The organism is Mesorhizobium sp. WSM2240, assembly GCF_040438645.1.
GTDB lineage: Bacteria > Pseudomonadota > Alphaproteobacteria > Rhizobiales > Rhizobiaceae > Allomesorhizobium.
Genome location: NZ_CP159253.1, coordinates 2,783,992 through 2,805,932 on the forward strand (window position 1 = coordinate 2,783,992; position 21,941 = coordinate 2,805,932).

Sequence of the window (21,941 nt, forward strand, 5' to 3'; positions counted from 1 at the left end):
CATGACTATCGCAAGGATCTGGCGTCACGCGAATCCGTAAGCGTTTCGGCTTCGCCATCGCCGCTCTGCGCACCCTGCGTGATCAGGCGGGCGCTGCGTTGCCCGGTCGAATAGATCCATAACCAGCTCAGTGAAACCGTCAGCCGGTTCCTGAGTCCGATCAGGAAATAAATGTGGGCGATGCCCCAGATCCACCAGGCGATCCAGCCGGTGAGCTTGATCCGGCCGAAGTCGATAACGGCGGCGCGCTTTCCGATCGTCGCCAAATCGCCGTCGTGCTTGTAGGTGAATGGCCGCGGCGCGGCATCTCCCGCAAGGCGTCTCCGGACCGTCTCCGCGACATGCCTGCCCTGCTGCTTGGCGGCCGGCGCCACGCCCGGCACAAGCCTGCCGTCGGTCCATTCGACATGGGCGGTATCGCCGACGGCGAAGATCTCGGGATGTCCGGGCACCGTCAGATCCGGCTCGACGATGATCCGGCCGACGCGATCGGCGGCAACGCCCAGCCATTCGGCCGCAGGCGAAGCAGCCACGCCTGCCGCCCAGATGATCGTCTTTGCCGGCAGGTGCACTCCGCCGAACACCACGCCATCGGCATTGCATTCCGAAACCGGCCGGCCAAGCTCGACCGTGACGCCCAGCCTTTGCAGCGCATCCTTCGCGTAGGCGGAGAGTTCCGGTTTGAAACCCGGCAGCAAGCGCTCGCCGGCCTCGACCAGCACGACTTTTGCGTCGCGCGTATCGATGTTGCGAAATTCACCCGTCAGCGTATCGTGCGCCAGTTCGGCGATCGTGCCGGCCAACTCCACGCCGGTCGGCCCTCCGCCGATGATCACGAGCGTCATCAGTGCGCGGCGCTTCTCCGGGTCGGTCTCGCGCTCGGCCTGTTCAAAACCGAGCAGGATGCGCCGGCGGATCGTGGTCGCATCCTCCAGCGTCTTCAAGCCGGGCGCGAATGGTTCCCACTCGTCATGGCCGAAATAGGCGTGCCGCGCGCCCGTAGCCAGCACCAGCGTGTCGTAGGCGACCGCATCCCCGCCTTCGAGCAGAACGCGCTTTGACGTCGCATCGACCCCGACGACCGTGCCCAAAAGCGTCGTCACTTCCTTGCGCCTGCGCAGGAGATACCGCACCGGCCAGGCAATTTCCGACGTCGCGAGCGACGTGGTCGCGACCTGGTAGAGCAGCGGCTGGAAAAGATGGTGATTGCGCCGGTCTATGATCGTGACGCGTACCGGCGCGCCGCCGAGCGCACGCGTGAACTCCAGGCCGCCGAAACCGGCGCCCACGACGACGACATGATGAATTGCCATATTGTACTGCCGCAATCCGAAGTGATGCCCACTCGATGATGGGGCGTAGCGCTGCCCGGCACAACCCCGCACTCGCGACCGCGACAATGAGAGGCAATCGCCTCATCCTTGTCATAAATGCTTGGTCGTCCCATGTCGCGAATACACATGCCGCTTGCCGACGCTGGGACTAGCTTCGAGGGCAAAGGATTGAGGTAACCAATGGATCATGATCCCGACGGTGACGGCCCGGCGCAATACGCTTCCCCGCCTTGCTTCTTGCACGAACTGCAGCCCGGCCACAGCGCAAGCCATGCCGATCCGGTCGCCTGGGCGGATGTTGCGCGCTGGCGCAAGGCAGAGCGGGCGCGCCTGATCGAAGCGCGGCTGGCGATCCCGGCCGAAATCCGGGCGGACATGGCGAACACGATCGCTGAGGGGCTCGACGCGGAGATCGGCAACGTCAGCGGAAAAACCGTCAGCCTCTACTGGCCGTTTCGCGGCGAGCCCGATCTAAGGCAGTGGATGGCTTCCATCGTCGAGCGCGGCGGCAGGGCCGCCCTGCCGGTCGTCGTCGAGAAGGCGCATCCCCTGGTATTCCGCGCCTACAAGCCCGGCGACCGGCTGGAAAAAGGTGTCTGGAACATTCCGATCCCGGCCGAGGGCGAAAGCGTCATCCCCGACGTGGTGATTTCGCCGCTGGTCGGCGTCGATCCGGCCAATTACCGCCTGGGCTACGGCGGCGGCTTTTTCGACCGGACGTTGGCCGCCCTGCCGCGAAAGCCGCTGGTCATCGGGGTGGGTTACGACATGCAGCGCATAGCCACAATCTACCCGCAGCCGCACGATATCCCAATGGACCGGATCGTCACCGCGCCTGTTTGAACGTCAGGTCGCGCCACGCTTCAGGCCGAAGCCGAACGCCACCAATGCAGCGCCCTGTATCGTCAGGTCGATCGCCAGCACGAGGCCAAGCACCCACAGCGTGTTGAAGGGCCAGCCCAGCGCCAGCACGATACCTGCAAGCAGCGTGATCAGGCCGGAGAACACGACCCAGCCCCAGCCCTGTTCGGGACGCGACTGAAAGCCTATCCACAGCCTGAGGACCCCGGCCACGACGAGCGTGGCAGCCAAAATCAGCGTCAGCACGGAGGCCGCAAGCAACGGATTGTAGAACGCCAGGAAGCCGCCCACCGTATAGACGATGCCGCTCAGGAGCCACCACGCGAACGATCCCCAGCCTCGCACGCTGAAGGCATGGATGATCTCGGCGATACCGGCCGTCATCATCATCACGCCGACAAAGAAAACGGAAGCAACCGTCGCCACCAGTATGTTCGAAAGCGCAAGAAAGCCCAGCACAAGCAGCCCCACGCCGAGAAGCATGAAAAGCCACCACTTCGAACGCAATTCAGGAACGCCCGAGCCCATGGTTTCGGAAGGGTCGATTGTATGTGTCATTGGAAAGTCTCCTGTAGCCGCCAACAGCAGAATCCTCACCCGGGCAATTTGTACTCCCAGTTGCAGGTTCACGCAACGAAAGGCGGTGGCGGCCAATCCTGCTCGGCGTTGTTAGAAGCCGTCTCGAAAAGCCACTAGTCGTAGAGACGCGGCGATCGCTACATTATTTTTCAACCAACGACATTCCGACGAACAGAAATCGTGACGAGCGAAGGCGAGGAATGTAGGTTTGATAGTATGTTCGGGTGGGGTAGATGAAGAAATGGCCTTCAGAAAATGCCAGTGACAATTTCGAAGATATGTTCGAAGCCTCTTCGCGAAGGTCCTCAGCTTGTCACACGCGACGGCGTAGAGGTAGCTGTCCTGGTTGCAGCTGATGAGTGGAACCGAATCACATCAAAATTGACGGAGCCGCCGTCGGCGTCCAAGAAATAGCTTTCTGATGGCGTTGAACCCGATTGGATTCACGCCATCTCCGGCTTCATGCCCATCGCCGTCCGGTCGATGATCTCGCGCAGCGCGAAGGATGAGTTGATCTTGGTCACATGCGGCATGGCCGAGAGCCATTCCTTGTGGATGCGCTCGTAATCGGCAAGATCCCGGGCGGCGATACGCAGTATGTAATCATATTCGCCGGACATGAGGTGGCACGACAGGATGTTCGGGCAACGCTTTATGGCGGCTTCGAAATCCGAAAGCGTCTTCTCGAACTGCCCCGATAGCGAAATGTGCACGATCGCCGTCAGCTGATGCCCGAGCGCGGCATTTGAAAGGCGGGCGTGATAGCCTCGGATGACACCGCTCTTTTCGAGATTGTCGAGGCGGCGCGAGCAGGCGGATTGCGACAGTCCCACTTTTTCGGCGAGCGCCGCATTGGGGATGCGGCCGTCCTTCTGCAGCGAGTCCAGAATGGCGATATCGATCCTGTCGAGCGACATTGTTCGTGCTTCCTTCGAATAGAACGGATTTTTGTGCAAGGAATAGCGAATGTCGCTCTCGACAACAACCGGATTCGCAAACACTTGCCGCGCTATTTATGGTTTTATGACCCACCCCGCAAAATCAGAAATTCGAGGAGGAACAGATGCGCGTCGGTTGTCCCAAGGAAATCAAGAATCACGAGTACCGCGTCGGCCTGACACCGGGCGCGGTGCGCGAATATTCCGCGCATGGCCACGAAGTTCTGGTCGAGACCGGCGCCGGGGCCGGTATCGGCGCCGATGACAATGCCTATCGCGCCGCGGGCGCTGTAATTGCCAAGTCCGCGGCCGACGTGTTCGCCAAGTCGGACATGATCGTCAAGGTCAAGGAGCCGCAGCCCAGCGAATGGGTGCAGCTTCGCGAAGGCCAGATCCTCTACACCTATCTCCACCTCGCGCCGGATCCGGAGCAGACCAAGGGCCTGCTCGCCTCCGGCGTCACGGCAATCGCCTACGAGACCGTAACCGACGACCGCGGCGGGCTGCCGCTTCTGGCCCCGATGTCGGAAGTCGCCGGCCGCCTGTCGATCCAGGCCGGCGCGACCGCGCTGCAGAAGGCCAATGGCGGCCGTGGCGTGCTGCTCGGCGGCGTGCCCGGCGTTCTCCCCGGAAAGGTCGCGGTCATCGGCGGCGGCGTGGTCGGCCTGCATGCGGCCAAGATGGCTGTCGGCCTCGGCGCGGACGTGACCATCCTCGATCGCTCGATCCCGCGCCTGCGCCAGCTCGACGACATCTTCAATGGCCGCGTCCACACCCGCTACTCAACCGTCGAAGCGCTCGAGGACGAATGCTTCTCAGCCGACATTATCGTCGGCGCGGTGCTGATCCCCGGGGCGGCCGCTCCGAAGCTGGTGACGCGCGAAATGCTGTCGGGCATGCAGAAGGGCGCGGTGCTGGTCGACGTCGCTATCGACCAGGGCGGCTGCTTCGAAACCTCGCACGCCACCACCCACGCCGATCCGACCTACGAGGTCGACGGCATCATCCATTATTGCGTTGCCAACATGCCGGGCGCGGTGCCGGTCACCTCGGCGCAAGCTCTGAACAATGCGACGCTCCACTACGGCCTGCAGCTCGCCAACAAGGGCATCAAGGCGATCCTCGACGATCACCATCTGCGCAACGGCCTCAACGTCCATAAGGGAAGGATCACCAACCGCGCCGTCGCCGAAGCGCTCGGCTACGAGATGGTTGAGCCGAAGGCGGTCCTCGCCGCCTGATATTTCCGGGCCAGAAAGTTTCCTCCTGCCTCGCCCGCCGGTTCGTTGCCGGCGGGCTTTTTTTCTTCCCAAAATGCGCAGACAACAAAAAAGCGGGGCAAAAAACCCCGCTTCCTCGACTGTCGAGATTTCCCGCCGGTTCATCCGCGGTCGGGAAAATCGATCGACAGACATCTTATACCAAGCGAATACGACAGTGATGCGACAAGCGTCGAGCAGGCCGCCGTTTCAATCAAGCCCGCTCGATCCGGCACTGGTAACAATTGTTGCGGGCCGAGCGCATATGGACGTAGGCGATATCGGGCCGCTGCAGCAATTCGTGCGACCGGCCGCAGATCATGTGTGTCGGCACCACCCCGCCGCTGCCGTAAACGATGCGGTCGTCGCTGCCGTAACCGCGCAAAATGTAATCCGGTGTCGCCCGGAACATCGATGGGATGACATCGGTTTCCGGCGCTCGCTCGCATTCCTCGGCGCAGAGAAAGATCGGCCCGGTCTCGGCATAGGGCTGCAGTTCCGGGAACGGGCGGTACGCGAGGATCAGATACTCCTTGCCGGCCGCTACGTTCTTCAGGCAATGTCGGCAAGGCACGCCGACGCCATCGGAGACGCGTCTTTCCGGAACCATGCCGTAGGCGTCGGGTCCGCCTCTCTGCAGCGCGCGGACTTTTTCGGTGGGCAAAGCGACATAGCGCAACAACATGACATCATCTCCATCGCGGGACGAAACCTCGCTATGGAAACTACGGTTTTTGGTGCTTAACCAGCCACCCGATTCATGCCGGCGGCGGGCAGCGCGCGGATATTACCTGAGAAAATCGTCGACGCGGCGCAGGGTAACGCGGCGGTTGCGCCAGTTCTCGTTCTGCGTCGGCACCAGCAGGAAGTCCTCGCCATAGCCGACCGTCTCCAGCGCATAGCGCGGCACCCCGAACTCGCGCACCAGCGTCTGCTTCAGGGACGCGGCGCGGCGCTCCGACAGGACGAGATTCGAGTAGTCGGAGCCGACTGCGTCGGTATGGCCTTCGATCAGGATGCGTGTGTCCGGCCGGCGGCGCAGCAGGCGCTCGACCGCGGTCGCAATGTTCTCGACCTTGCCATATTGCGAATAGGGTATCTCGGCCGAGCCGAAGGCGAAGTTGATCGACTGTATGTCGATTGAGGGGGCCATGCGGCGCAGTTCGGGCCGCTGCTTGAACTCGCGCACCGTGACGCGCTTGTTGGGCGCGATCTTGACCCGCGGCGCGGCCTCCAGCTTGCGCTCGATCTGCGATGCCGACGGCATCGCATCCTGCGCAGAGGCAACGGTGGGCAACGCCAGCAAAGCCAGAGCGGCGGCGGCGAAACGGCGGCGGTTCAGCATTATCGTCTCCTTCAAGGCCATTGTGGCCGATCACGGCTCCGAAAATGGCGCAAGCAAGCTGAAGGGGCGGTGAACGCGCGGTTCACGGGCCGTTGCCGGATTTCTCTACTCCCGCATCACGCTCTGCGCGCGCTCCTCGAACGACATAGGCCGCACATTCTCCTTCTTCTGCCCGACCGGCGAGAAGCCGAGCTTCTGGTAGAGCGGAAGCGCCGCCGGATGGTCGAGCGTGCAGGTCTGCACCGTCACCCTTTGGGGCTTGTACGACCAGGCAGTGTCGATGGCGGCCCCCAGGAACCAGCGGCCGAGGCCCTGCCCCATCGCGTGCTCCATCATGCCGAAATAGGCGAGTTCCACTTCCTGCGGCAGATGCGGCTTCAGGTCGAAGAAGCCGGCCGGGGAGCCGTCGAGATAGAGCACCCTGATGTCGCGGTCCTCGCGGTGCAGGCCGGCCGCGAGTTCCTCGTCGTCGAGCCTGAGAACGTTGACCCAGTGCCATTTCCGCCCGACCCGGTCCATCAGGTAGCGGTAGAAATGCAGCGGGATGTTGCGGGCCCTGAGAAGCGCGATCTGCCGGTTTGCCGGCAGCGGCGGGCTGAAGGCCGGCGGCCGGCCCATTTCGAGGAAGGTCACCGTCACCGGAATGGTCTCCGCAGCCTCGCTGTCCATAAGCTCAATCCTTGCCGGTTTCGACCGGCGTGTCATTCCGCCCGCCCCATTCGGTCCACGACCCGTCATAGAGCTTGTTGTCGGTATGCCCGACCGATTCCAGCGCCAGCGTGATCGCCGCCGCGGTGATGCCTGAACCGCAGGTGGTTACCACCGGCTTCGACAGATCGATGCCGGCATCCTGAAGAGCTTCCTTCAAGCGATTGACCGGCAACAGCTTTCCGTTCTCGGAAAGGGCGAGCGCCGGAACGCTTTTAGCCCCCGGCATGTGGCCGGACCGCACCCCGGCGCGCGGTTCCGGCTCGACACCCTGAAAGCGGCCGGGCGGCCGCGCGTCGGCGATCTGGCTCTCGCCGGTCTTGACGATGCGGCGCATATCGGCGAGGTCGGCGACACGCTCCTTGTCGAAATTCGCAAAGAACACGCAGGGCGCGATCTTGGTCCGCTCCGCTGTGACAGGCCTGCCTTCCGTCTTCCAGCGGTCGAAACCGCCATCCAGCACATAGACCTGGAAAACGCCCATGACCCGGAACATCCACCAGACGCGCGGCGCGGCGAACATGCCCGGTCCGTCATAGACGACGATGGTGTCGTCGGCCGAGATGCCCATCGAGCCGACATGCTGGGCAAAGACCTCCGGCCGCGGCAGTGTGTGGGGCAGCGGCGAATCCGGGTCTACCACCACATCCTGGTCGAAGAAGATCGAACCGGGAATGTGCGCGGCGTCATACTCGGCCTTGGCGTTGCGCTTCTGCGCCGGCAGGTACCAGGAGGCGTCGACGATCGACAGGCCGGGCGTGCCGAGCCGCTGCTCCAGCCAGTCAGCGTCGACGATGAAAGGGCTGGTCTCCGGCATTGGTTCGGCTCCTGTTCGCGCACTTAAATATCGCCGCGCGCGCAAAACTCAAATCGGGATTTACTGGGCCGGCATAGGCCCGAAGCGGATGCGGAAGCGGCGGTTTTCCCGGCCCTTCTTCTCGATTTTACCGATATGGATTTCGCCGACCTCGCCTGTCGAGCGCACATGCGTACCGCCGCAGGGCTGGCTGTCTATGGCTGCGTTGTCGCCGATGCAGACCAGGCGGATCTTTCCGGTCCCGTTCGGCGGGCGCACATTCTTCGATTTGACGAGGGCGGGATTCGCGGCCAGTTCGTCGTCGGTGATGAGCCGCGTGAACACGGGATGGTCGGCCGCGACCAGTTCCATCAGCCGCTGCGTCACCTCCTCCTTGGTGAAGCTCGAATCGGGAATGTCGAAATCGATGCGGCTGTCGTCCTCGCCGACCGATGCCCCGGTGATCGGGAACGGGCACACGACGGTCAGGAGGTGGCATGCCGTGTGCATGCGCATCAAAAGATGCCGGCGCGGCCAGTCGAGGGTGAGCCCGACTTCATCGCCAGCCTGCGGGACGGCCTGGCCAAGCGCCGGCACATGAATGATCTCGTCCTTGGTCTCGCCGGTAATCGTCGCCGCGATCGCGATGTCGCCGCCGCCGTTCAGACGCAGCCGGCCTGTGTCGCCCGGTTGTCCACCCGATGTGGCGTAAAAGATCGTGCGGTCGAGAATGATGCCGCCACGATCGTTGACCGCCACGACTTTTGCGGCGGCTTCGCCGAGATAGGCGTCGTCCCTGAACAGGGCTTGCGTCACATGCGCCATCACGTCACCGCCTCGAACGGCACCGGGATTTGCGGCGTCGCCTCCATCCACTCCGGGATCGGCAGGTTTTTCGAGCGCAGGAATTCGGGATTGAACAGCTTCGACTGATAGCGAGTGCCGTAATCGGCGAGGATGGTCACGATCGTGTGGCCCGGCCCGAGTTCCCGCGCCAGCCTTATCGCGCCGGCTATGTTGATGCCCGTCGAGCCGCCGAGGCAGAGCCCCTCCTCCTGCACCAGATCGAATACGATGGGCAACGCCTCCTCATCCGGCACCTGGAAGGAGAAATCGGGCGAAAAGCCTTCGAGATTGGTCGTGATGCGGCCCTGGCCGATGCCCTCGGTGATCGAGCTTCCTTCGGCCTTCAGCACGCCCTCGGTATAAAAGCTGTAGAGCGCGGCGCCCAGCGGATCGGCGAGTGCGATCTTCACTTCGCGCTTCCGATCCTTCAGGCCGATTGCGACGCCGGCCAGCGTGCCGCCGGTGCCGACGGCCGAAGCGAAGCCGTCAACCTTGCCGCCGGTCTGCTCCCAGATTTCGCGCGCCGTGGTGCGGATATGGCCGTCGCGGTTGGCTATGTTGTCGAACTGGTTGGCCCAGATCGCCCCGTTCGGCTCGGTCCTGGCAAGCTGCTCGGCCAGCCGCCCCGACACTTTCACGTAGTTGTTCGGGTTCTTGTAGGGCACCGCCGGCACTTCGATCAGTTCCGCCCCGAGCACCCTCAGCGCGTCCTTCTTTTCCTGGCTCTGCGTGTCCGGAATGACGATCACCGTGCGATAGCCGAGCGCCTTGGCGACCACGGTGAGACCGATGCCGGTATTGCCGGCCGTGCCCTCGACGATGACGCCGCCGGGCCGCAGCAGCCCCTTTTCTTCGGCGTCACGGATGATGAACAGGCCGGCGCGATCCTTGACCGACTGGCCCGGATTCATGAACTCGGCCTTGCCGAGGATTTCGCATCCGGTCTCTTCCGAGGCGCGCTTGAGACGGATCAGCGGCGTGTTGCCGATGGCGTCGATCACCGAACGATGCATGGGAATTTTCCTTGTGCGATTGCCGTCGAACCCTAGAAATGTGGCGCGGGCGTTTCAAGGCAGGAAATTGCCTGTACCGCCCGCATTTTCGGCCTGGCGTCCTTTGCCTGGGCTTAAAAGTAGTTCGATTGTTTGTCAGCGGCACGAGCACACAGCGATTTTGCCTGTCTCCGTAACCCGCATCGCGAGCATCTTCCCGAAGCAGAGCACGATGCTGCGTCCGGATTCCACGCTTTTCTTTCACGGCGGCGCCAGTTAGGTATCGTCTCGATGCGGTCGACGGATTCTTAAAGCATGGCATTGTACAGGGCCGACCCGGCACACGGCGTGGCATGGATCACTGGCGCCAGCACGGGTATCGGACGTTCGCTGGCGCGCGACCTCGCCGCCGAAGGCTACACGGTCGCGGTGACGGCGCGCGACGAGGAGCGGCTCGCCACCCTCGTCCAGGAAACCGCCGGCCTTCCCGGTCGAATCGTGCCTTTTCCTTGCGACGTGACCGACGAAGCCGCCATGGACAAAACCGTCACTGCGATCGAGCGGGAGGCCGGCCCGATCGTGCTGGCCGTCTTCAACGCCGGCGGCTATTTCCCGACACGCGGCGAACGCCTCGACGTTCTGAACATACTGAAGACCTACGAGATCAATTTCTTCGGTGTCATCTATGGCATGGTGCCGGTAGTCGACCGCATGCGCGGCCGCGGCCGCGGCCATGTCGTGCTGGTCGGCTCGGCCTCATCCTATTTCGGCTGGCCGTCCGCCGCGTCCTACGGCTCGTCCAAAGCCGCGCTCAACAATTTCGCCGAATCGATCAAGCACGATTTCGACAAGATCAACATTCGCCTGCAGATCATGAATCTCGGTTTCGTCGCCACGCCGCTGACCGAACGGGCGCAGTTCAAGATGCCGGCGCTCATGAAGGTGGAGGACTGCTCCAGTCGCATGGCCCAGGCAATCAGGACCGGCGGCTTCGAGCCGAATTTCCCGCGCCGGCTGACCTGGGCGCTCAAAATCGTGCGAATCCTGCCGTTTGGGATGCGCTATAGGCTGGTGCATTGGATAGCGCGCTGGGAGAAGCGCCCCTTGGCCCCTGCCCGGCGGCGCAAAGCGTAGTTTCGCAGTCGAGCCCAGCCGTGGCTGATCACGGCTCAAGTGCTGATGCGAGGGGACTATAATCGATCGCCGGAAACTATGCGCTGTTGGGGAAAAGGCAGGATATTCGCTGCCTTCCCGCGCGAATATTCCTCCGCCACCATCACCTCTATCAAGAGGCCCAGCGCTTCTCGCGTCTGTACGCTTAGCCGATCACTGCCTTGAAGTCGGTCGAATGCGCGCTCAAGATCTTGGCGCGCGCCAGCAAAATCCGATCGCACGATTTCCTCCTGTGAGGCGCCCCCACGCACATCAGAGCAAAAGGCCCGGTTCGTTAAGGAATTGCTGACGGCTTGCGCTGGATTTTATGCATCGGCCGGATTTGCTGTGGGCGACTATCGAAACGTTGAGTGGCGCCAGCGGTCAGCGATGCTGCATGAGCCGGCTTTTTCAACTGGTGCGGACGCCGGGGATCGAACCCGGACGGGAGTTCCCGAGGGATTTTAAGTCCCTTGCGTCTACCAGTTCCGCCACGTCCGCTTGATACAGTGCCCTAAAGGAGCGCCCTGCCGGGAGCAAGGGCAAACGCGCGGTCGGCCATCCGCCCGATGAAGGCTGTCACCCGTTCGGTCTCGGCATATTGCGGCATGTGGCCCATGCCCTCGATGATTTCAATCTCCAGCCCGTCGATCCTGCCGCGCATGGAAAGCCCCTGCGTCTCTGGGTCGAGCACCTGGTCGGCGGTCCCGAACATCAGCCCCGCCGGCATTTTGATTTCACCGTAGCGCTTCTGGATTTCGCGTAGATCCTCCCCCATCGCGACGAAGTCGGTGCAGGTCGCATAAAAATGGCTGGGCCGCAGCCCGATCATGCCGCCGCCCTCGGTCATGTAGTCGGCCGGCGCGGATTGCGGGCCGAAGATGAAGGCCAGCGTCTGCGGCGCATATTTCTGGGCCGCCGGCACGGCGATGGTGTGCGCAATGATCATCCGCTTCAGGGGCGAGCGTATGTAAAGCGGCTGGAAGGCCGGCGGAACGGTTTCGTACGCATGGGTCAGCGGCGAAAGCAGCGCCAGACCGGAAATCAGGTCGGGATGCTTGAGCGCGAGCGCCAGCGCCACCGCGCCGCCGAGCGAATGGCCGACGACCAGCGGCTTTTCCAGGCCCAGCGCCTGAACGAGGCGGGCGATCACCTCGGCCTGTTCGTTGAGACCGCCCGTTGCGCCCGGCGCACGGGTGGAATAGCCGGAACCCGGCCGATCGACCGCGATCAGCCGGTAGCCGGGGCTGAGTGCGGCAAACAGCGGCTGACGGAACTGGTGAAGCTGCGCGCCGAGACCGTGCAAAAAGAGGATCGGCCGCCCCTCGCCCGCCTCGACATAATGCAGCCGATTGCCGTCGATTTCGACAAATTTTCCCGCGGGCGGAACCGTGCGCTCGGCGCGCCGCGCGATCCTCTGCGTGGCGAGGATGAGGTAGAGCGCCCATGCGAAAACCAGCCCAACGGAGGCCAGCGCCAGATAGAAGATAAACCAAAGAACCGACATCACGCCCTCGCACCGGTGGCTGCGCTTCTAGCCGTCCGCGGAGGGCGGGGCAATCCGGTCAGGTGTGCTCCTCTCCCCAGCGCTTCAGCGCAAGAAGCACCGGTCCGAGTTCCCTGCCTTTGTCGGTCAGCACATATTCGTTGCGCGGCGGGTGACTGGCATAAGCCCGGGCGGCGATAATGCCGCTCGTTTCCAGCGTCTTCAGCCGCGCCGAGAGCGTGTTGGGAGAGATCGCCGGAAACGCTGCGGCTAGATCCTGAAAGCGCCGCGGCCCCAGTCTCAAGAGGTCGCGGAGGATCAGGATCGTCCATTTTTCGCCGACGATGTCGAGCGTTCGGGCGACCGGACAGTCGAGGTCATAGGGAGAAGCCATGCTCCGGCATACCGCACCACCTCTCATTTCGGCAAGTTACTATTGCTCATATAGTAACTATGAATAATGATGGACCGGTCGCTATTCAAGCGGAGGAATTCCGATGCCAGCGCCTTCCCTGCTTACCCTTTTCATCCTGTCCGGTTCGCTCGTCATGGTGGCTGCCGTCCTTGTCGGGCTTGGCCGCGCCCTTACGTCGGCCGGCTGGGCGCCCTCGGAGCGGAAGAACGTGCTGTGGACGGTCTCATCCGTCCTGCTGGTCTGGTTGGCGATCGCCATCCTCCTGGCGCAGAACGGAGCATATTCGGCGGCAGCCGACGGGCTTCCCACCATCCAGTTCGGGCTGCTCGTTCCGATCATTGCGGGCGCGGCCCTGCTTTTCGGCTCCAGCACGGTGGCGCGCGTTCTCGCCGCAGTCCCGATGCAGTGGCTGGTCGGCATTCAGCTCTATCGCATCATCGGCGGCGTATTCGTGGTTCTCTGGCTCGCGGGCTCGGTCCCCGGCCTGTTCGCGCTGCCGGCCGGCATAGGAGACGTCGCCGTCGGAGTAATGGCGCCCTTCGTCGCGGTGCGCTACGCTCGCAATGCCGGCCAGGGCCGACGCGCGGTCGCGTGGTGGAACGCCTTCGGCTTGTTCGATCTGGTTGTCGCGGTGACGCTCGGCCTGCTGACCAGCCCGTCGCCGCTCCAGCTCTTCGCGTTCGACCGGCCGAACATCATCATTTCCGAGTTCCCGCTGATCCTGGTTCCGACATTTTTGGTGCCGCTGTCGGTCCTGCTTCACGTCGCGGTCTGGATAAAACTCGCCCGTGAGAAGGAAACCCCCAGCGCCTCATCGTACGCCCGTGGCTGAGGCCGCCTTCAGTGCGGACCGGCTTCAGCCCGCCTTGCGCCAGGCGCCGGTCCGCTCGGTGAAGGGCGAATAGTCGACGAACGCCCATTTCAACGGCGCGGCAGCCCGGCGGCGCCAACCCCGCGCCACATGGAAGCGCCACATGCGCTCCGCCCCTTCGATCATCCGGCCGGCCTCGCCGCTCCAGTCGACCTCGGCGGTCCCCTGCAATTGCAGAAGGTCGCCGCGCTCGAAATCGATGAACAGCAGCCCAGCGCGGGGCTCGCCCAAAAAATTGCCGAGCGTGTTGAAATAGCGGTTGCCGCGGAAATCCGGGATAGACAGCGTATCGCCCGAAACGTCGACGAAACCCGGCCGGCCGCCGCGATGCGATATGTCCGGACCGCCGGCAGCACCGGCCTCGGGCCGCGAGGTTGAGGCGACAAAGAATGTGTCGGCGCGGGAAATCATTGCCCGCGCCTCGCCGTCGAGCGCGGAAAGCGGCTCCGCGTCGGCCGGCCGGCGCTCGGCGGCCTCGACCGCCCGGCCCTGTATGTATTGGGGGCAATTGCCGAAGCTCTGGCGGACGGCGACCGTGAGGCCGCCGGCATCCATCGCGGCTATCTGGCCGTTGGCGCGGTTGCGTCGCCGCGTCGAAAGGTCAATGCCAAGGATAGCGATGTCGCGCCCTGCCACGAAGCCGGCGGCCGCCGAGTCGCGGCTGTCCGGCAGTGCATCGATCCGCAGCGTCTGCGGGTCCGGGGAATGGGCAAAGCCAGGCGCGCCGGTCAGCATCGTGGCCAGCGGCCATCCCTCCTCGTCCGCCACGCCGGCGAAGAGATAGGGCAGCAGCTCGAAAAAACTGCGATGCTGATCGGGCATGAAGCCGCGTATGCCGCCGCCGCCCGCGCCAACGCCGGCCAGTTCCTGGGCGGCGAGCTCGTCCGGATGGAAGGGTGATGAGTCCATGCCGGCCTCACGCGACCTGCGGGATGGGCGACGCCGGCAGCGGCTTGAAATTCGGCAGCGCTTCGACGCCGCGCAGCCATTCGCGGACCGCCGGATAGGGCTCCAGCTTGATGCCGCCTTCCGGCGCATGCGCAATATAGGAATAGCAGGCGAGATCGGCGATTGTCGGGTGCTCCGCCGCCAGCCAGTCGCGGCCGGCGAGATGCCCCTCCATGAATGTCAGCACGCGCCCGCCGATCGCATGGCAGGCTTCTCGGTCGCCCGGCGCGCCGAACAGCGCCATCACCCGCGCCGCAGCCGGGCCGTAGCGCAATTCGCCGGCCGCTATCGAAAGCCAGCGCTGCACCTGTGCCGCGGTTACAGGCTCGTCGGGCAGCCAGTTGCTCTCCGGCGCGTAGCGCCTGACCAGGTAGACCAGGATGGCGTTGCTGTCGCAAAGCACGAGATCGCCATCCTCAAGCACAGGGATCTGGCCGAGCGGATTGAGCTTCAGGAACGCTTCGGTGCGGCGCACATCGGCCGGTGCCGGGGTGAAGCGGAAAGGCAGGCCGAGCATCCGGAGCATCAGCTCGACGCGGTGCGTATGGCCGGACAATTCTATGCCGTGGAGGGTGATTGCAGGTTGGCTCATGGGCGGTCTCCTTCGTTCGCGCCTACTCTACCCTTGCCGCTTCCGGCATCAATCTGGTATCTGCGAAAGTCAGAATTTCATATTGCGGAACAATTGATGGACCGCCTGGACGAGCTTGCGATCTTTGTCGCGGTCATTGACGGCGGCAGCCTGACGGTCGCCGCACGCCGCCTGCGGCGCTCGCCGCCGGCGATCAGCCGGGCGCTGGCGGGACTGGAGGACCGCGCCGGCGTACGCCTCATCGAGCGCACGACGCGCCGCCTGTCGCCGACCGAGGCCGGCCGCGAACTTGCCGAGAAAGCGCGCGCCCTGCTGGGCGACTACGACCGGGTGATGTCAGGCGTTTCTGCCGCGCCGCTTCGCGGCCTCCTGCGAGTGACTGCGCCGGTGCAGTTCGGCCGCCGCCACGTCGCCCGGGTCGTGACAAGCTTCCTCGACGCATTTCCCGAGGTCCAGGTCGAGCTCATTCTCAACGACCGCAATCTCGATCTGATCGAGGAAGGCCTCGATGTCGCCGTCCGCATCGGACCATTGTCGGATTCGGCCCTTCTCGTGCGGCGGGTGGGCGAGGTGCGGCGGGTGGTTGTCGCCAGCCCTGAATATCTTCGCAGCCGCGGCATTCCGGAGAGGCCGGCCGATCTGGCGAAGCACGACACGATCTTCAACTCATTGCGGTCTGGCGCGCGGGAATGGCGCTTCGGCCCGGCGGCGCGCGGGACCGTGGTGCGGCTGTCGCCGCGCCTGCTGGTCAACGATGTGGAATCGCAGCTTCTCGCGGCCAGGGCCGGCCGCGGCATAGCCCGCTTCCTGTCGTACCAGGTCGCCGACGATCTTGCGGCCGGCTCGCTGGTGCGCCTGATCGCCGAGTTCGAGCCGCCGCCCCTACCCGTCCAGCTCGTTGCGCGCAGCGGCCCGCATATGCCGGCGAAAGTCCGGGCGTTTCTCGATCACGCCGCCGCCGCTTTTCAGGAACTGGCGGTCATCAGGCCGTCGGGCGCTGCCTGACGCAAATGCGGGCGGCTCCTTAGGAACCGCCCGCAAGTCATTCATCGGCGAAAGAAATCAGCCGTGCAGCCTGGCGGTGATCTCGGCCACACGCTTGCCCTGGAACTTCGCGCCTTCCAGTTCCTGAGCCGAGGGCTGGCGCGACCCGTCCGTGTCCGACGTCGTCGTCATTCCGTAAGGCGAGCCGCCGCGCACCACATCGTTGCCCGACTGGCCCTGATAGGCATAGGACAGCGGCACGATGATCATGCCGTGATGCTGCAGCGAGGCCTGCGCGGTCAGGATGGCGAGTTCGGCGCCGCCATGCTGCGTGGCGGTCGACGACATCACCGAAGCGACCTTGTTCACCAGCGCTCCCTTGGCCCAGAGCGGCCCGGTCTGGTCGAGGAAATTCTTCATCTGCGCCGACATCGCGCCGTAGCGGGTCGAGATGCCGAGGATGATCGCGTCGTAATCGGCGAGTTCGAGCGGATCGGCGATCGGCGCTTGCTGGTCGAGCTTGTAATAGGCCGCCTTGGCCACCGCTTCGGGAACCAGTTCCGGCACCCGCTTGATCGTCACATCCGCGCCGGCTTCGCGCGCGCCCTCGGCCGCCGCCTTCGCCATCTGCTCCATGTGGCCCCAGCTCGAATAATAGAGCACCAGTACCTTCGCCATTGCGATTCTCTCCGTGGTTTGAAATTTCAACCGGCGCTCTGACGAGCGCGCTGGCCACAACCACGTAATGGCGCATTCGTTCATTGAAAACGTCACAGATGCCGACAGATCGTTCACAGTTCCGTACCCATTGCCGAGCTTGACGGGCCGCTGTATCTGACGACGACCTTCCGGAGAGCACTCAATGGCCGAAATCGTAACCGCCGCCATGGTCGTCATCGGCGACGAGATCCTGTCCGGGCGCACCAAGGACCGCAATATCGGCCACCTCGCCGATATCATGACGGCCATCGGCATCGACCTGAAGGAAGTCCGCATCGTGCCGGACGAGGAAGACGAGATCGTCGCCGCGATCAATGCGCTGCGGGCCCGCTACACCTATGTCTTCACCACCGGCGGCATCGGCCCGACGCATGACGACATCACCGCCGACGCCGTCGCAAAGGCCTTCGGCGTGCCTTGCGAGTACGATGTGAAGGCCTACGCCATGCTGGAGGAGAGCTACGCCCAGCGCGCCATGGACTTCACCGAGGCGCGCAAGCGCATGGCGCGCATGCCGCGCGGCGCGGCCCACATCGACAATCCGGTGTCCATCGCGCCGGGTTTTCGCATCGGCAATGTCCATGTCATGGCCGGCGTGCCCGCGATCTTCCAGGCCATGCTCGACAATGTCGTACCAATGCTGAAGACCGGCACGAAGCTGCTCTCGGCCACCGTCCAGTGCCCGTTCGGCGAAGGCACGATCGGCGGGCCGTTGGCGGAGATCCAGAAGGCGCATCCGGACACCATCATCGGCTCTTACCCAAAATATCTCGACGGAAAGTTCTGGACCGAACTGGTGGTGCGGGCGCGCGACGCCGCGGCGCTGGAGGCGGCGCGTACCGAGGTCGAGGCCATGGTCGCGGGGTTAGCCAGGCCCGACTGACGGGGCGCTTTCGCCGCGGCCGCGATACTTTACGGTGTTTGGCAGCGAGCGGAGGCCGCATGACGACGATCGAAACGGAATGCTGCATTGTCGGCGGAGGACCGGCAGGTATTGTTGCAGGCTATCTCTTCGCCCGCGCCGGCGTGAACACGGTTGTTCTGGAAAAGCACCGCGATTTCCTGCGCGACTTCCGCGGTGACACCGTGCATCCATCGACGCTGGAAATCATGCACGAACTGGGCTTGGCCGAAGCGTTGCTGAAGCGGCCGCACCAGAAACTCCGCAGGCCGGCCGGCGTCTTTGGCGGCAAGCGCTACCAGATCGCCGATCTCGACCACCTCCCGACCCGCTACGACTTCATCGCCTTCATGCCGCAATGGGAGTTTCTCGATTTCCTGTCCGACGAAGCCAAGCGTCTGTCGGCCTTTTCCTTGCGCATGAATTCGGAGGTGGTCGATCTCATCGAGGAGAACGGGCGCATCGCCGGCGTGCGCGCCGTGACGCCGGAGGGACCGCTCGACGTCCGCGCAAAATTGACGATCGGCGCCGACGGACGCCATTCGACCGCGCGGGCCAAAAGCGGCCTTCAGGTCACCGATATCGGCGCACCGATCGACGTGTTCTGGTTCCGTGTCGCGCGCGATCCCGCTCCCGTCTCGGCGGAAGACTCGCTGCTCTATGCCGGCAAAAGCCAGATCGTCGTCACCATCGATCGTGGCGACTACTGGCAATGCGCCTATGTCATCCCCAAGAACGGCGCGGAGAAGGTGCGGGCGGCGGGCCTCGACGCGTTCAAGGCGGCGGCGGCGGCGACTGCCCCCCACCTCTCAGCGCATATCGGCGACGTGGCGAGTTGGGATGACGTGAAGCTGCTCACGGTCGTCATCGACCGGCTCGAAAAATGGTCGCGGCCGGGGTTCGTCTGCATCGGCGACAGCGCCCACGCCATGTCGCCGATCGGGGGTGTCGGCATCAATCTCGCCGTTCAGGACGCGGTCGCCGCCGCCAATCTGCTGGCCGCCAAACTTGCCGCCGGCCAGCTCCGCGACACGGATCTGGACGGCGTGCGCAAACGGCGGCTTTTTCCGACCCGCATTACGCAGTTCATGCAAGTCCAGGTGCAAAACTTTGTGCTGGGACCCATCATCGGCGGAAAGCAGCGTGAACAGAAGCCGCCGCTCGCGATGCGCATCATCGCCCGCGTGCCTTGGCTTCAAAGGAAAGTTGCCCTGCTCTTCGGTCTCGGCGTGCGCCCCGAACATGTGCGATCGCCGCTGGCGAGGCATTAACGCGTTGGAGGCCCCGCCAGCCGAACGGAACATTCCCCGACCGTACCGATTTTCATTATAGTACCGCGGAACGCCTGCTCATCTTTTGGAGCGCAAAGGCGCTCCAGGACGATAGGAGGCTGCCATGCCGTTCAAGACGATCGTCGCCATCATCCAGAGCGCCGAAGATACCGACCGGGTCCTCGATTGCGCAATGCCGCTCGCCGCGCGTTTCGACGGCCATGTGATCGGCGTCCACGCCGAGGCGTTGCCGGTCGCCTATGCCTCGACCATCGGTTTTCCCGATACCGAGTTCCTGCAGGCCACCGCCGAAATGAACAAGGAGCGCGCCAAGAAGCTCGAGGGCCTGTTCAGAGCCCGCGTCGAGCCTGCGGGTCAGTCCTTCGAATGGCGCGGACTGGAGAGTTTTTCGGGCGACAGCGCGCTGTCCGGCATTTCCAGCGCGCGCTGCGCCGATCTGGTCGTTGCCGCCCAGCGCAATCCCGATGCCGATTCCGACGCATCGGCTGACCTGGACACCCTGCTCTACGACGCCGGGCGGCCGGTGCTGGTCGTACCGCATGCGGGGCCGTCGCTCAGCTCGTATAACCGCATCCTGATCGCGTGGAACGGCAGCCGCGAAGCGGCGCGCGCCGCCTTCGACGCGCTGCCCTTCATCGTCGAGGCGGAGCAGGTCGAGATACTGGTCATCGATCCGCCCGAGGATCTCGACGCAACCGCCGATGCCGGCGGCGCCGAAATCGCGGCCGCACTTGCGCGCCATGGCGCCAATGTCGCCGTGGCGATGGAGGAATCCGACGGCAGGTCGGTCGACGACGTGATCAAGGATCGTGTCGGAGCCATGGGCGCCGACCTCCTGATCATGGGCGCCTACAGCCATTCCTGGCTGCGCGAATTGCTGTTCGGCGGCATTACCCGGACGGTCCTGCAATCGATGCCCGTCGCAACCTTCATGTCGCGGTAAGAGCAGAGCATAAAGCCGCTTGCAGGCATCATAAGTTTATGCTTATCATAATGCATGACTTATGACTATGCCGGCATTGCCGCACTTGCCGATCCGACGCGCCGAAAGGTTTTCGAGCTGGTCGCCGAGCGCCCGCGTTCTGTGGCCGATCTCTCGCGAGCGCTGCCGGTGTCGCAACCCGCGGTCTCGCAGCATCTGAAGATCCTGAGGGAGGCGCGCCTGGTGCGCCCGGAAGCGCGCGGCGCGAGCAATGTCTATCACCTTGACCCGCATGGGCTGGGACAGATGCGGGCATGGCTGGACCGGATGTGGGGCGATGCGCTCGAAGCATTCCGCAATGAGATCAACGACAGCAGGGACACATGACAACCCACTCAAGCTTGCACCCGTGCGCAAATCCATCACCGTCGAAGCCCCGCTCAACAAGGCCTTCGAGGTGTTCACGGCAGGCGTCGGGCGCTGGTGGCCGGTTGCTTACTCGATCGGAAAATCGCCTATCGAGGACGTCGTGATCGAGCGCCATTCCGGAGGGCGCTGGTATGAGGTTGGCGAGGATGGCAGCGAGTGCAGTTGGGGTGATGTGCTGGAATGGGATGCTCCGCAGCGGGTCGTCCTCGCATGGCGCATCCGCGCCGACTGGAGCTACGACCCTGATCTGCTGACGGAACTCGACATCCGATTTGTCTCCGTCGGAGAAAAATCGACCCGCGTCGATCTCGAGCATCGCCTGCTGGAGAACCTTGGCGAGGGCGCCGAGGCTGCGCGCCAAACCTTCGACACTGAGCCGGGGTGGAGCACGCTGCTAGCCGCCTACGGGCAGGAAGTTGCCCGCTCCGCTGCCTGACTTCGGCAATATGGCCGAACGCAGGCATTTCGCCCGCCCGATGCCTGCGTTCAGTTCGGCGGCATGACCCTCACTGCGCGCCGGAATGCACAGTTTTGCCCTTCCGGTCCACGTGCCGGAGATCACGGTCTCGTTGCTCTGGCACCCGCGGCTCGATGCCGATCCGGCGCATCGCTGGCTGCGCGTTCGCGACGTTTGCCTAGGAGCAGCCCGCCAGCCAGCGGTCTCGAACTGCATGGTTAACTATCTTAATCGTATTCGACTGCCCTGTCCCGAATAGTAAGGAGAACATTCGATGTCGTGGAATCTCGATGAGACCGTGCAAACCTCTGCGGGCGCTGTAGCAGCGGGTCGACTTGGCAGCGGGCCTGCGCTCGTGCTGGCTCACGGCTGGCCGTGGTCTTCGTTCTCATGGCATCGGATTATTCCGGACCTTGCAAGGCGGTATCGCGTCCATTGGTACGATATGCCCGGATACGGGCGATCCACCAAAGACGCAGAGCAGCGCACGTCGCTCGACGTTCAAGGAGAGGTGTTTGCCGAGATGCTCGCGCATTGGGGCCTTGAGCAACCGATGGTCGTTGCCCACGACATGGGTGGAGCGACGACGTTGCGGGCGCATTTGCTGCATGGCTGCGACTTCGACCGGTATGTTCTGATGAACGTCGTCGCGATGCGCCCCTGGGGATCTGAGTTCTTCGATCATGTGGGTCGCCATGTGGAGGCCTTTCTAGGCCTGCCGCCGCATATCCATAGAGCGGTCGTGGAAGCCTACATCAGGGGCGCAATCGTAAACGACATCCATCCCGGAGATTTCGAGAAGCTTGTCGAGCCGTGGCTTTCCGAGGAGGGCCGAGGAAGCTTCTATCGGCAATTCGCGCAAGCTGACGAAAAATATACCGCCGAGGTCGAGCCGGTGTTCGGGGATATCCGCTGTCCGGTTAAGATCATCTGGGGCGAGGACGATCCGTGGATCCCGCTGGAGCGAGGCAAGGCGCTTCATGCGCTGATCCCGCAGGCCTCGTTCGAAACCCTGCCCGGTGTCGGCCATTTACCTCAGCTCGAAGCCCCGGATCTCGTTCTGGAGCGGTTGAACGCGTTCCTGTCTCCCGAAGGCGAAGACCGATGAAAGGAC

At 63.8% G+C, this 21,941-nt stretch carries 26 protein-coding genes, 1 tRNA gene and 1 pseudogene; 13 read left to right on the top strand and 15 right to left on the bottom strand.

The window, feature by feature from the left end; genetic code table 11:
* Nucleotides 1-5: 5 nt before the first annotated feature.
* Entirely contained in the window at nucleotides 6-1,313 is a 1,308-nt protein-coding gene (locus ABVK50_RS13625; RefSeq protein WP_353641056.1) for an NAD(P)/FAD-dependent oxidoreductase, read from the bottom strand.
* Between the two features lie 201 nt (nucleotides 1,314-1,514).
* Here ABVK50_RS13625 and ABVK50_RS13630 point away from each other — a divergent pair, with 201 nt between their 5' ends.
* Nucleotides 1,515-2,177 carry a 5-formyltetrahydrofolate cyclo-ligase gene (locus tag ABVK50_RS13630; protein ID WP_353641055.1) on the top strand — a complete coding sequence of 221 codons (663 nt, stop codon included), beginning with the start codon at nucleotides 1,515-1,517 and terminating at the stop codon, nucleotides 2,175-2,177.
* A gap of 3 nt (nucleotides 2,178-2,180) precedes the next feature.
* Here ABVK50_RS13630 and ABVK50_RS13635 read toward each other — a convergent pair whose 3' ends face one another.
* Entirely contained in the window at nucleotides 2,181-2,753 is a 573-nt protein-coding gene (locus tag ABVK50_RS13635; protein ID WP_353641054.1) for an HdeD family acid-resistance protein, read from the bottom strand.
* Nucleotides 2,754-3,029: 276 nt separating this feature from the next.
* Here ABVK50_RS13635 and ABVK50_RS13640 point away from each other — a divergent pair, with 276 nt between their 5' ends.
* Entirely contained in the window at nucleotides 3,030-3,188 is a 159-nt protein-coding gene (locus ABVK50_RS13640; protein WP_353641053.1) for a type II toxin-antitoxin system prevent-host-death family antitoxin, read from the top strand.
* Between the two features lie 29 nt (nucleotides 3,189-3,217).
* On the opposite strand, the gene ABVK50_RS13645 is transcribed toward ABVK50_RS13640, so the two are convergent.
* The gene (locus tag ABVK50_RS13645) at nucleotides 3,218-3,691 is read right to left on the bottom strand and encodes an Lrp/AsnC family transcriptional regulator (protein WP_008836494.1); all 474 of its coding nucleotides are present in this window, start codon (nucleotides 3,689-3,691) and stop codon (nucleotides 3,218-3,220) included.
* A gap of 146 nt (nucleotides 3,692-3,837) precedes the next feature.
* On the opposite strand from ABVK50_RS13645, the gene ald reads away from it, so the two are divergent.
* Nucleotides 3,838-4,953 (top strand): alanine dehydrogenase, encoded by a 1,116-nt coding sequence (gene ald, locus ABVK50_RS13650; protein WP_353641052.1) that lies wholly within the window; start codon nucleotides 3,838-3,840, stop codon nucleotides 4,951-4,953.
* Nucleotides 4,954-5,185: 232 nt separating this feature from the next.
* On the opposite strand, the gene ABVK50_RS13655 is transcribed toward ald, so the two are convergent.
* The 6 genes from ABVK50_RS13655 to ABVK50_RS13680 form a co-directional block, all read right to left on the bottom strand.
* Nucleotides 5,186-5,656: a DUF1203 domain-containing protein gene (locus tag ABVK50_RS13655; RefSeq protein ID WP_353641051.1), complete on the bottom strand. Its 471-nt coding sequence runs from the start codon at nucleotides 5,654-5,656 to the stop codon at nucleotides 5,186-5,188.
* A gap of 102 nt (nucleotides 5,657-5,758) precedes the next feature.
* On the bottom strand, nucleotides 5,759-6,316 hold the full coding sequence (locus ABVK50_RS13660) for an OmpA family protein (protein WP_353641050.1): 558 nt from the start codon (nucleotides 6,314-6,316) through the stop codon (nucleotides 5,759-5,761).
* Between the two features lie 105 nt (nucleotides 6,317-6,421).
* Entirely contained in the window at nucleotides 6,422-6,985 is a 564-nt protein-coding gene (locus ABVK50_RS13665; protein WP_353641049.1) for a GNAT family N-acetyltransferase, read from the bottom strand.
* 4 nt (nucleotides 6,986-6,989) lie between these two features.
* Nucleotides 6,990-7,841, bottom strand: a complete 852-nt coding sequence (gene sseA, locus ABVK50_RS13670) for a 3-mercaptopyruvate sulfurtransferase (RefSeq protein WP_353641048.1) — start codon at nucleotides 7,839-7,841, stop codon at nucleotides 6,990-6,992.
* Nucleotides 7,842-7,901: 60 nt separating this feature from the next.
* Nucleotides 7,902-8,645: an alanyl-tRNA editing protein gene (locus ABVK50_RS13675; RefSeq protein ID WP_353641047.1), complete on the bottom strand. Its 744-nt coding sequence runs from the start codon at nucleotides 8,643-8,645 to the stop codon at nucleotides 7,902-7,904.
* Nucleotides 8,645-9,679, bottom strand: coding sequence for a cysteine synthase A (locus tag ABVK50_RS13680; RefSeq protein ID WP_353641046.1), 1,035 nt, complete (start codon nucleotides 9,677-9,679; stop codon nucleotides 8,645-8,647). Before ABVK50_RS13680 ends, ABVK50_RS13675 begins: the two co-directional genes overlap by 1 nt.
* Before the next feature lie 294 nt (nucleotides 9,680-9,973).
* Here ABVK50_RS13680 and ABVK50_RS13685 point away from each other — a divergent pair, with 294 nt between their 5' ends.
* The gene (locus ABVK50_RS13685; protein WP_353641045.1) at nucleotides 9,974-10,792 is read left to right on the top strand and encodes an SDR family NAD(P)-dependent oxidoreductase; all 819 of its coding nucleotides are present in this window, start codon (nucleotides 9,974-9,976) and stop codon (nucleotides 10,790-10,792) included.
* A 434-nt stretch (nucleotides 10,793-11,226) separates the two neighbouring features.
* Here the strand turns inward: ABVK50_RS13685 and ABVK50_RS13690 are convergent.
* The 3 genes from ABVK50_RS13690 to ABVK50_RS13700 form a co-directional block, all read right to left on the bottom strand.
* Nucleotides 11,227-11,311 (bottom strand) — tRNA-Leu (locus ABVK50_RS13690).
* Between the two features lie 13 nt (nucleotides 11,312-11,324).
* Nucleotides 11,325-12,317: an alpha/beta hydrolase gene (locus ABVK50_RS13695; RefSeq protein WP_353641044.1), complete on the bottom strand. Its 993-nt coding sequence runs from the start codon at nucleotides 12,315-12,317 to the stop codon at nucleotides 11,325-11,327.
* A 58-nt stretch (nucleotides 12,318-12,375) separates the two neighbouring features.
* On the bottom strand, nucleotides 12,376-12,690 hold the full coding sequence (locus ABVK50_RS13700) for a helix-turn-helix domain-containing protein (protein ID WP_353641043.1): 315 nt from the start codon (nucleotides 12,688-12,690) through the stop codon (nucleotides 12,376-12,378).
* A 103-nt stretch (nucleotides 12,691-12,793) separates the two neighbouring features.
* Between ABVK50_RS13700 and ABVK50_RS13705 the strand changes: the two genes are divergently transcribed.
* Nucleotides 12,794-13,543 (top strand): hypothetical protein, encoded by a 750-nt coding sequence (locus tag ABVK50_RS13705; RefSeq protein ID WP_353641042.1) that lies wholly within the window; start codon nucleotides 12,794-12,796, stop codon nucleotides 13,541-13,543.
* A gap of 24 nt (nucleotides 13,544-13,567) precedes the next feature.
* Here the strand turns inward: ABVK50_RS13705 and ABVK50_RS13710 are convergent, their stop codons facing one another.
* Together ABVK50_RS13710 and ABVK50_RS13715 are read right to left on the bottom strand one after the other, a co-directional pair.
* Nucleotides 13,568-14,491 (bottom strand): pyridoxamine 5'-phosphate oxidase family protein, encoded by a 924-nt coding sequence (locus ABVK50_RS13710; protein WP_353641041.1) that lies wholly within the window; start codon nucleotides 14,489-14,491, stop codon nucleotides 13,568-13,570.
* Between the two features lie 7 nt (nucleotides 14,492-14,498).
* Nucleotides 14,499-15,122, bottom strand: coding sequence for a glutathione S-transferase (locus tag ABVK50_RS13715; protein WP_353641040.1), 624 nt, complete (start codon nucleotides 15,120-15,122; stop codon nucleotides 14,499-14,501).
* A gap of 96 nt (nucleotides 15,123-15,218) precedes the next feature.
* On the opposite strand from ABVK50_RS13715, the gene ABVK50_RS13720 reads away from it, so the two are divergent.
* Nucleotides 15,219-16,127 (top strand): LysR family transcriptional regulator, encoded by a 909-nt coding sequence (locus ABVK50_RS13720; protein WP_353641039.1) that lies wholly within the window; start codon nucleotides 15,219-15,221, stop codon nucleotides 16,125-16,127.
* Between the two features lie 57 nt (nucleotides 16,128-16,184).
* Here the strand turns inward: ABVK50_RS13720 and wrbA are convergent, their stop codons facing one another.
* Entirely contained in the window at nucleotides 16,185-16,784 is a 600-nt protein-coding gene (gene wrbA / locus ABVK50_RS13725) for an NAD(P)H:quinone oxidoreductase type IV (protein ID WP_353641038.1), read from the bottom strand.
* Nucleotides 16,785-16,968: 184 nt separating this feature from the next.
* Between wrbA and ABVK50_RS13730 the strand changes: the two genes are divergently transcribed.
* The 7 genes and pseudogenes from ABVK50_RS13730 (at nucleotide 16,969) to ABVK50_RS13760 (ending at nucleotide 21,935) form a co-directional block, all read left to right on the top strand.
* Nucleotides 16,969-17,709, top strand: coding sequence for a competence/damage-inducible protein A (locus ABVK50_RS13730; protein WP_353641037.1), 741 nt, complete (start codon nucleotides 16,969-16,971; stop codon nucleotides 17,707-17,709).
* 59 nt (nucleotides 17,710-17,768) lie between these two features.
* A complete protein-coding gene (locus tag ABVK50_RS13735) occupies nucleotides 17,769-18,998 on the top strand; it encodes an FAD-dependent oxidoreductase (protein WP_353641036.1) in 1,230 nt (409 codons plus the stop codon).
* 124 nt (nucleotides 18,999-19,122) lie between these two features.
* Nucleotides 19,123-19,962 carry a universal stress protein gene (locus ABVK50_RS13740; RefSeq protein WP_353641035.1) on the top strand — a complete coding sequence of 280 codons (840 nt, stop codon included), beginning with the start codon at nucleotides 19,123-19,125 and terminating at the stop codon, nucleotides 19,960-19,962.
* A 54-nt stretch (nucleotides 19,963-20,016) separates the two neighbouring features.
* Nucleotides 20,017-20,328 (top strand): metalloregulator ArsR/SmtB family transcription factor, encoded by a 312-nt coding sequence (locus tag ABVK50_RS13745; RefSeq protein ID WP_353641034.1) that lies wholly within the window; start codon nucleotides 20,017-20,019, stop codon nucleotides 20,326-20,328.
* Complete coding sequence (locus ABVK50_RS13750; RefSeq protein WP_353641033.1) at nucleotides 20,300-20,806, top strand: SRPBCC family protein; 507 nt, start codon at nucleotides 20,300-20,302, stop codon at nucleotides 20,804-20,806. Before ABVK50_RS13745 ends, ABVK50_RS13750 begins: the two co-directional genes overlap by 29 nt.
* A 70-nt stretch (nucleotides 20,807-20,876) precedes the next feature.
* Nucleotides 20,877-21,086, top strand: a pseudogene (locus ABVK50_RS13755) (hypothetical protein); the annotation flags it as partial.
* A gap of 15 nt (nucleotides 21,087-21,101) precedes the next feature.
* Nucleotides 21,102-21,935, top strand: coding sequence for an alpha/beta hydrolase (locus ABVK50_RS13760; RefSeq protein WP_353641032.1), 834 nt, complete (start codon nucleotides 21,102-21,104; stop codon nucleotides 21,933-21,935).
* The last annotated feature ends 6 nt before the right edge of the window (nucleotides 21,936-21,941 follow it).

Coding starts and splice junctions, on each gene's coding strand:
- ABVK50_RS13660 (WP_353641050.1), bottom strand. CDS start 6,316: ATGCTGAACCGCCGCCGTTTCGCCGCCGCCGCTCTGGCTTTGCTGGCG.
- ABVK50_RS13640 (WP_353641053.1), top strand. CDS start 3,030: ATGCCAGTGACAATTTCGAAGATATGTTCGAAGCCTCTTCGCGAAGGT.
- ABVK50_RS13730 (WP_353641037.1), top strand. CDS start 16,969: ATGGCCGAAATCGTAACCGCCGCCATGGTCGTCATCGGCGACGAGATC.
- ABVK50_RS13685 (WP_353641045.1), top strand. CDS start 9,974: ATGGCATTGTACAGGGCCGACCCGGCACACGGCGTGGCATGGATCACT.
- ABVK50_RS13700 (WP_353641043.1), bottom strand. CDS start 12,690: ATGGCTTCTCCCTATGACCTCGACTGTCCGGTCGCCCGAACGCTCGAC.
- ABVK50_RS13710 (WP_353641041.1), bottom strand. CDS start 14,491: ATGGACTCATCACCCTTCCATCCGGACGAGCTCGCCGCCCAGGAACTG.
- ABVK50_RS13760 (WP_353641032.1), top strand. CDS start 21,102: ATGTCGTGGAATCTCGATGAGACCGTGCAAACCTCTGCGGGCGCTGTA.
- ABVK50_RS13630 (WP_353641055.1), top strand. CDS start 1,515: ATGGATCATGATCCCGACGGTGACGGCCCGGCGCAATACGCTTCCCCG.
- ABVK50_RS13635 (WP_353641054.1), bottom strand. CDS start 2,753: ATGACACATACAATCGACCCTTCCGAAACCATGGGCTCGGGCGTTCCT.
- ABVK50_RS13675 (WP_353641047.1), bottom strand. CDS start 8,645: ATGGCGCATGTGACGCAAGCCCTGTTCAGGGACGACGCCTATCTCGGC.
- ABVK50_RS13715 (WP_353641040.1), bottom strand. CDS start 15,122: ATGAGCCAACCTGCAATCACCCTCCACGGCATAGAATTGTCCGGCCAT.
- ABVK50_RS13645 (WP_008836494.1), bottom strand. CDS start 3,691: ATGTCGCTCGACAGGATCGATATCGCCATTCTGGACTCGCTGCAGAAG.
- ABVK50_RS13735 (WP_353641036.1), top strand. CDS start 17,769: ATGACGACGATCGAAACGGAATGCTGCATTGTCGGCGGAGGACCGGCA.
- ABVK50_RS13720 (WP_353641039.1), top strand. CDS start 15,219: ATGGACCGCCTGGACGAGCTTGCGATCTTTGTCGCGGTCATTGACGGC.
- sseA (WP_353641048.1), bottom strand. CDS start 7,841: ATGCCGGAGACCAGCCCTTTCATCGTCGACGCTGACTGGCTGGAGCAG.
- ABVK50_RS13680 (WP_353641046.1), bottom strand. CDS start 9,679: ATGCATCGTTCGGTGATCGACGCCATCGGCAACACGCCGCTGATCCGT.
- ABVK50_RS13655 (WP_353641051.1), bottom strand. CDS start 5,656: ATGTTGTTGCGCTATGTCGCTTTGCCCACCGAAAAAGTCCGCGCGCTG.
- ABVK50_RS13625 (WP_353641056.1), bottom strand. CDS start 1,313: ATGGCAATTCATCATGTCGTCGTCGTGGGCGCCGGTTTCGGCGGCCTG.
- ABVK50_RS13750 (WP_353641033.1), top strand. CDS start 20,300: ATGAGATCAACGACAGCAGGGACACATGACAACCCACTCAAGCTTGCA.
- ABVK50_RS13740 (WP_353641035.1), top strand. CDS start 19,123: ATGCCGTTCAAGACGATCGTCGCCATCATCCAGAGCGCCGAAGATACC.
- ABVK50_RS13745 (WP_353641034.1), top strand. CDS start 20,017: ATGACTTATGACTATGCCGGCATTGCCGCACTTGCCGATCCGACGCGC.
- ABVK50_RS13665 (WP_353641049.1), bottom strand. CDS start 6,985: ATGGACAGCGAGGCTGCGGAGACCATTCCGGTGACGGTGACCTTCCTC.
- ABVK50_RS13695 (WP_353641044.1), bottom strand. CDS start 12,317: ATGTCGGTTCTTTGGTTTATCTTCTATCTGGCGCTGGCCTCCGTTGGG.
- wrbA (WP_353641038.1), bottom strand. CDS start 16,784: ATGGCGAAGGTACTGGTGCTCTATTATTCGAGCTGGGGCCACATGGAG.
- ald (WP_353641052.1), top strand. CDS start 3,838: ATGCGCGTCGGTTGTCCCAAGGAAATCAAGAATCACGAGTACCGCGTC.
- ABVK50_RS13705 (WP_353641042.1), top strand. CDS start 12,794: ATGCCAGCGCCTTCCCTGCTTACCCTTTTCATCCTGTCCGGTTCGCTC.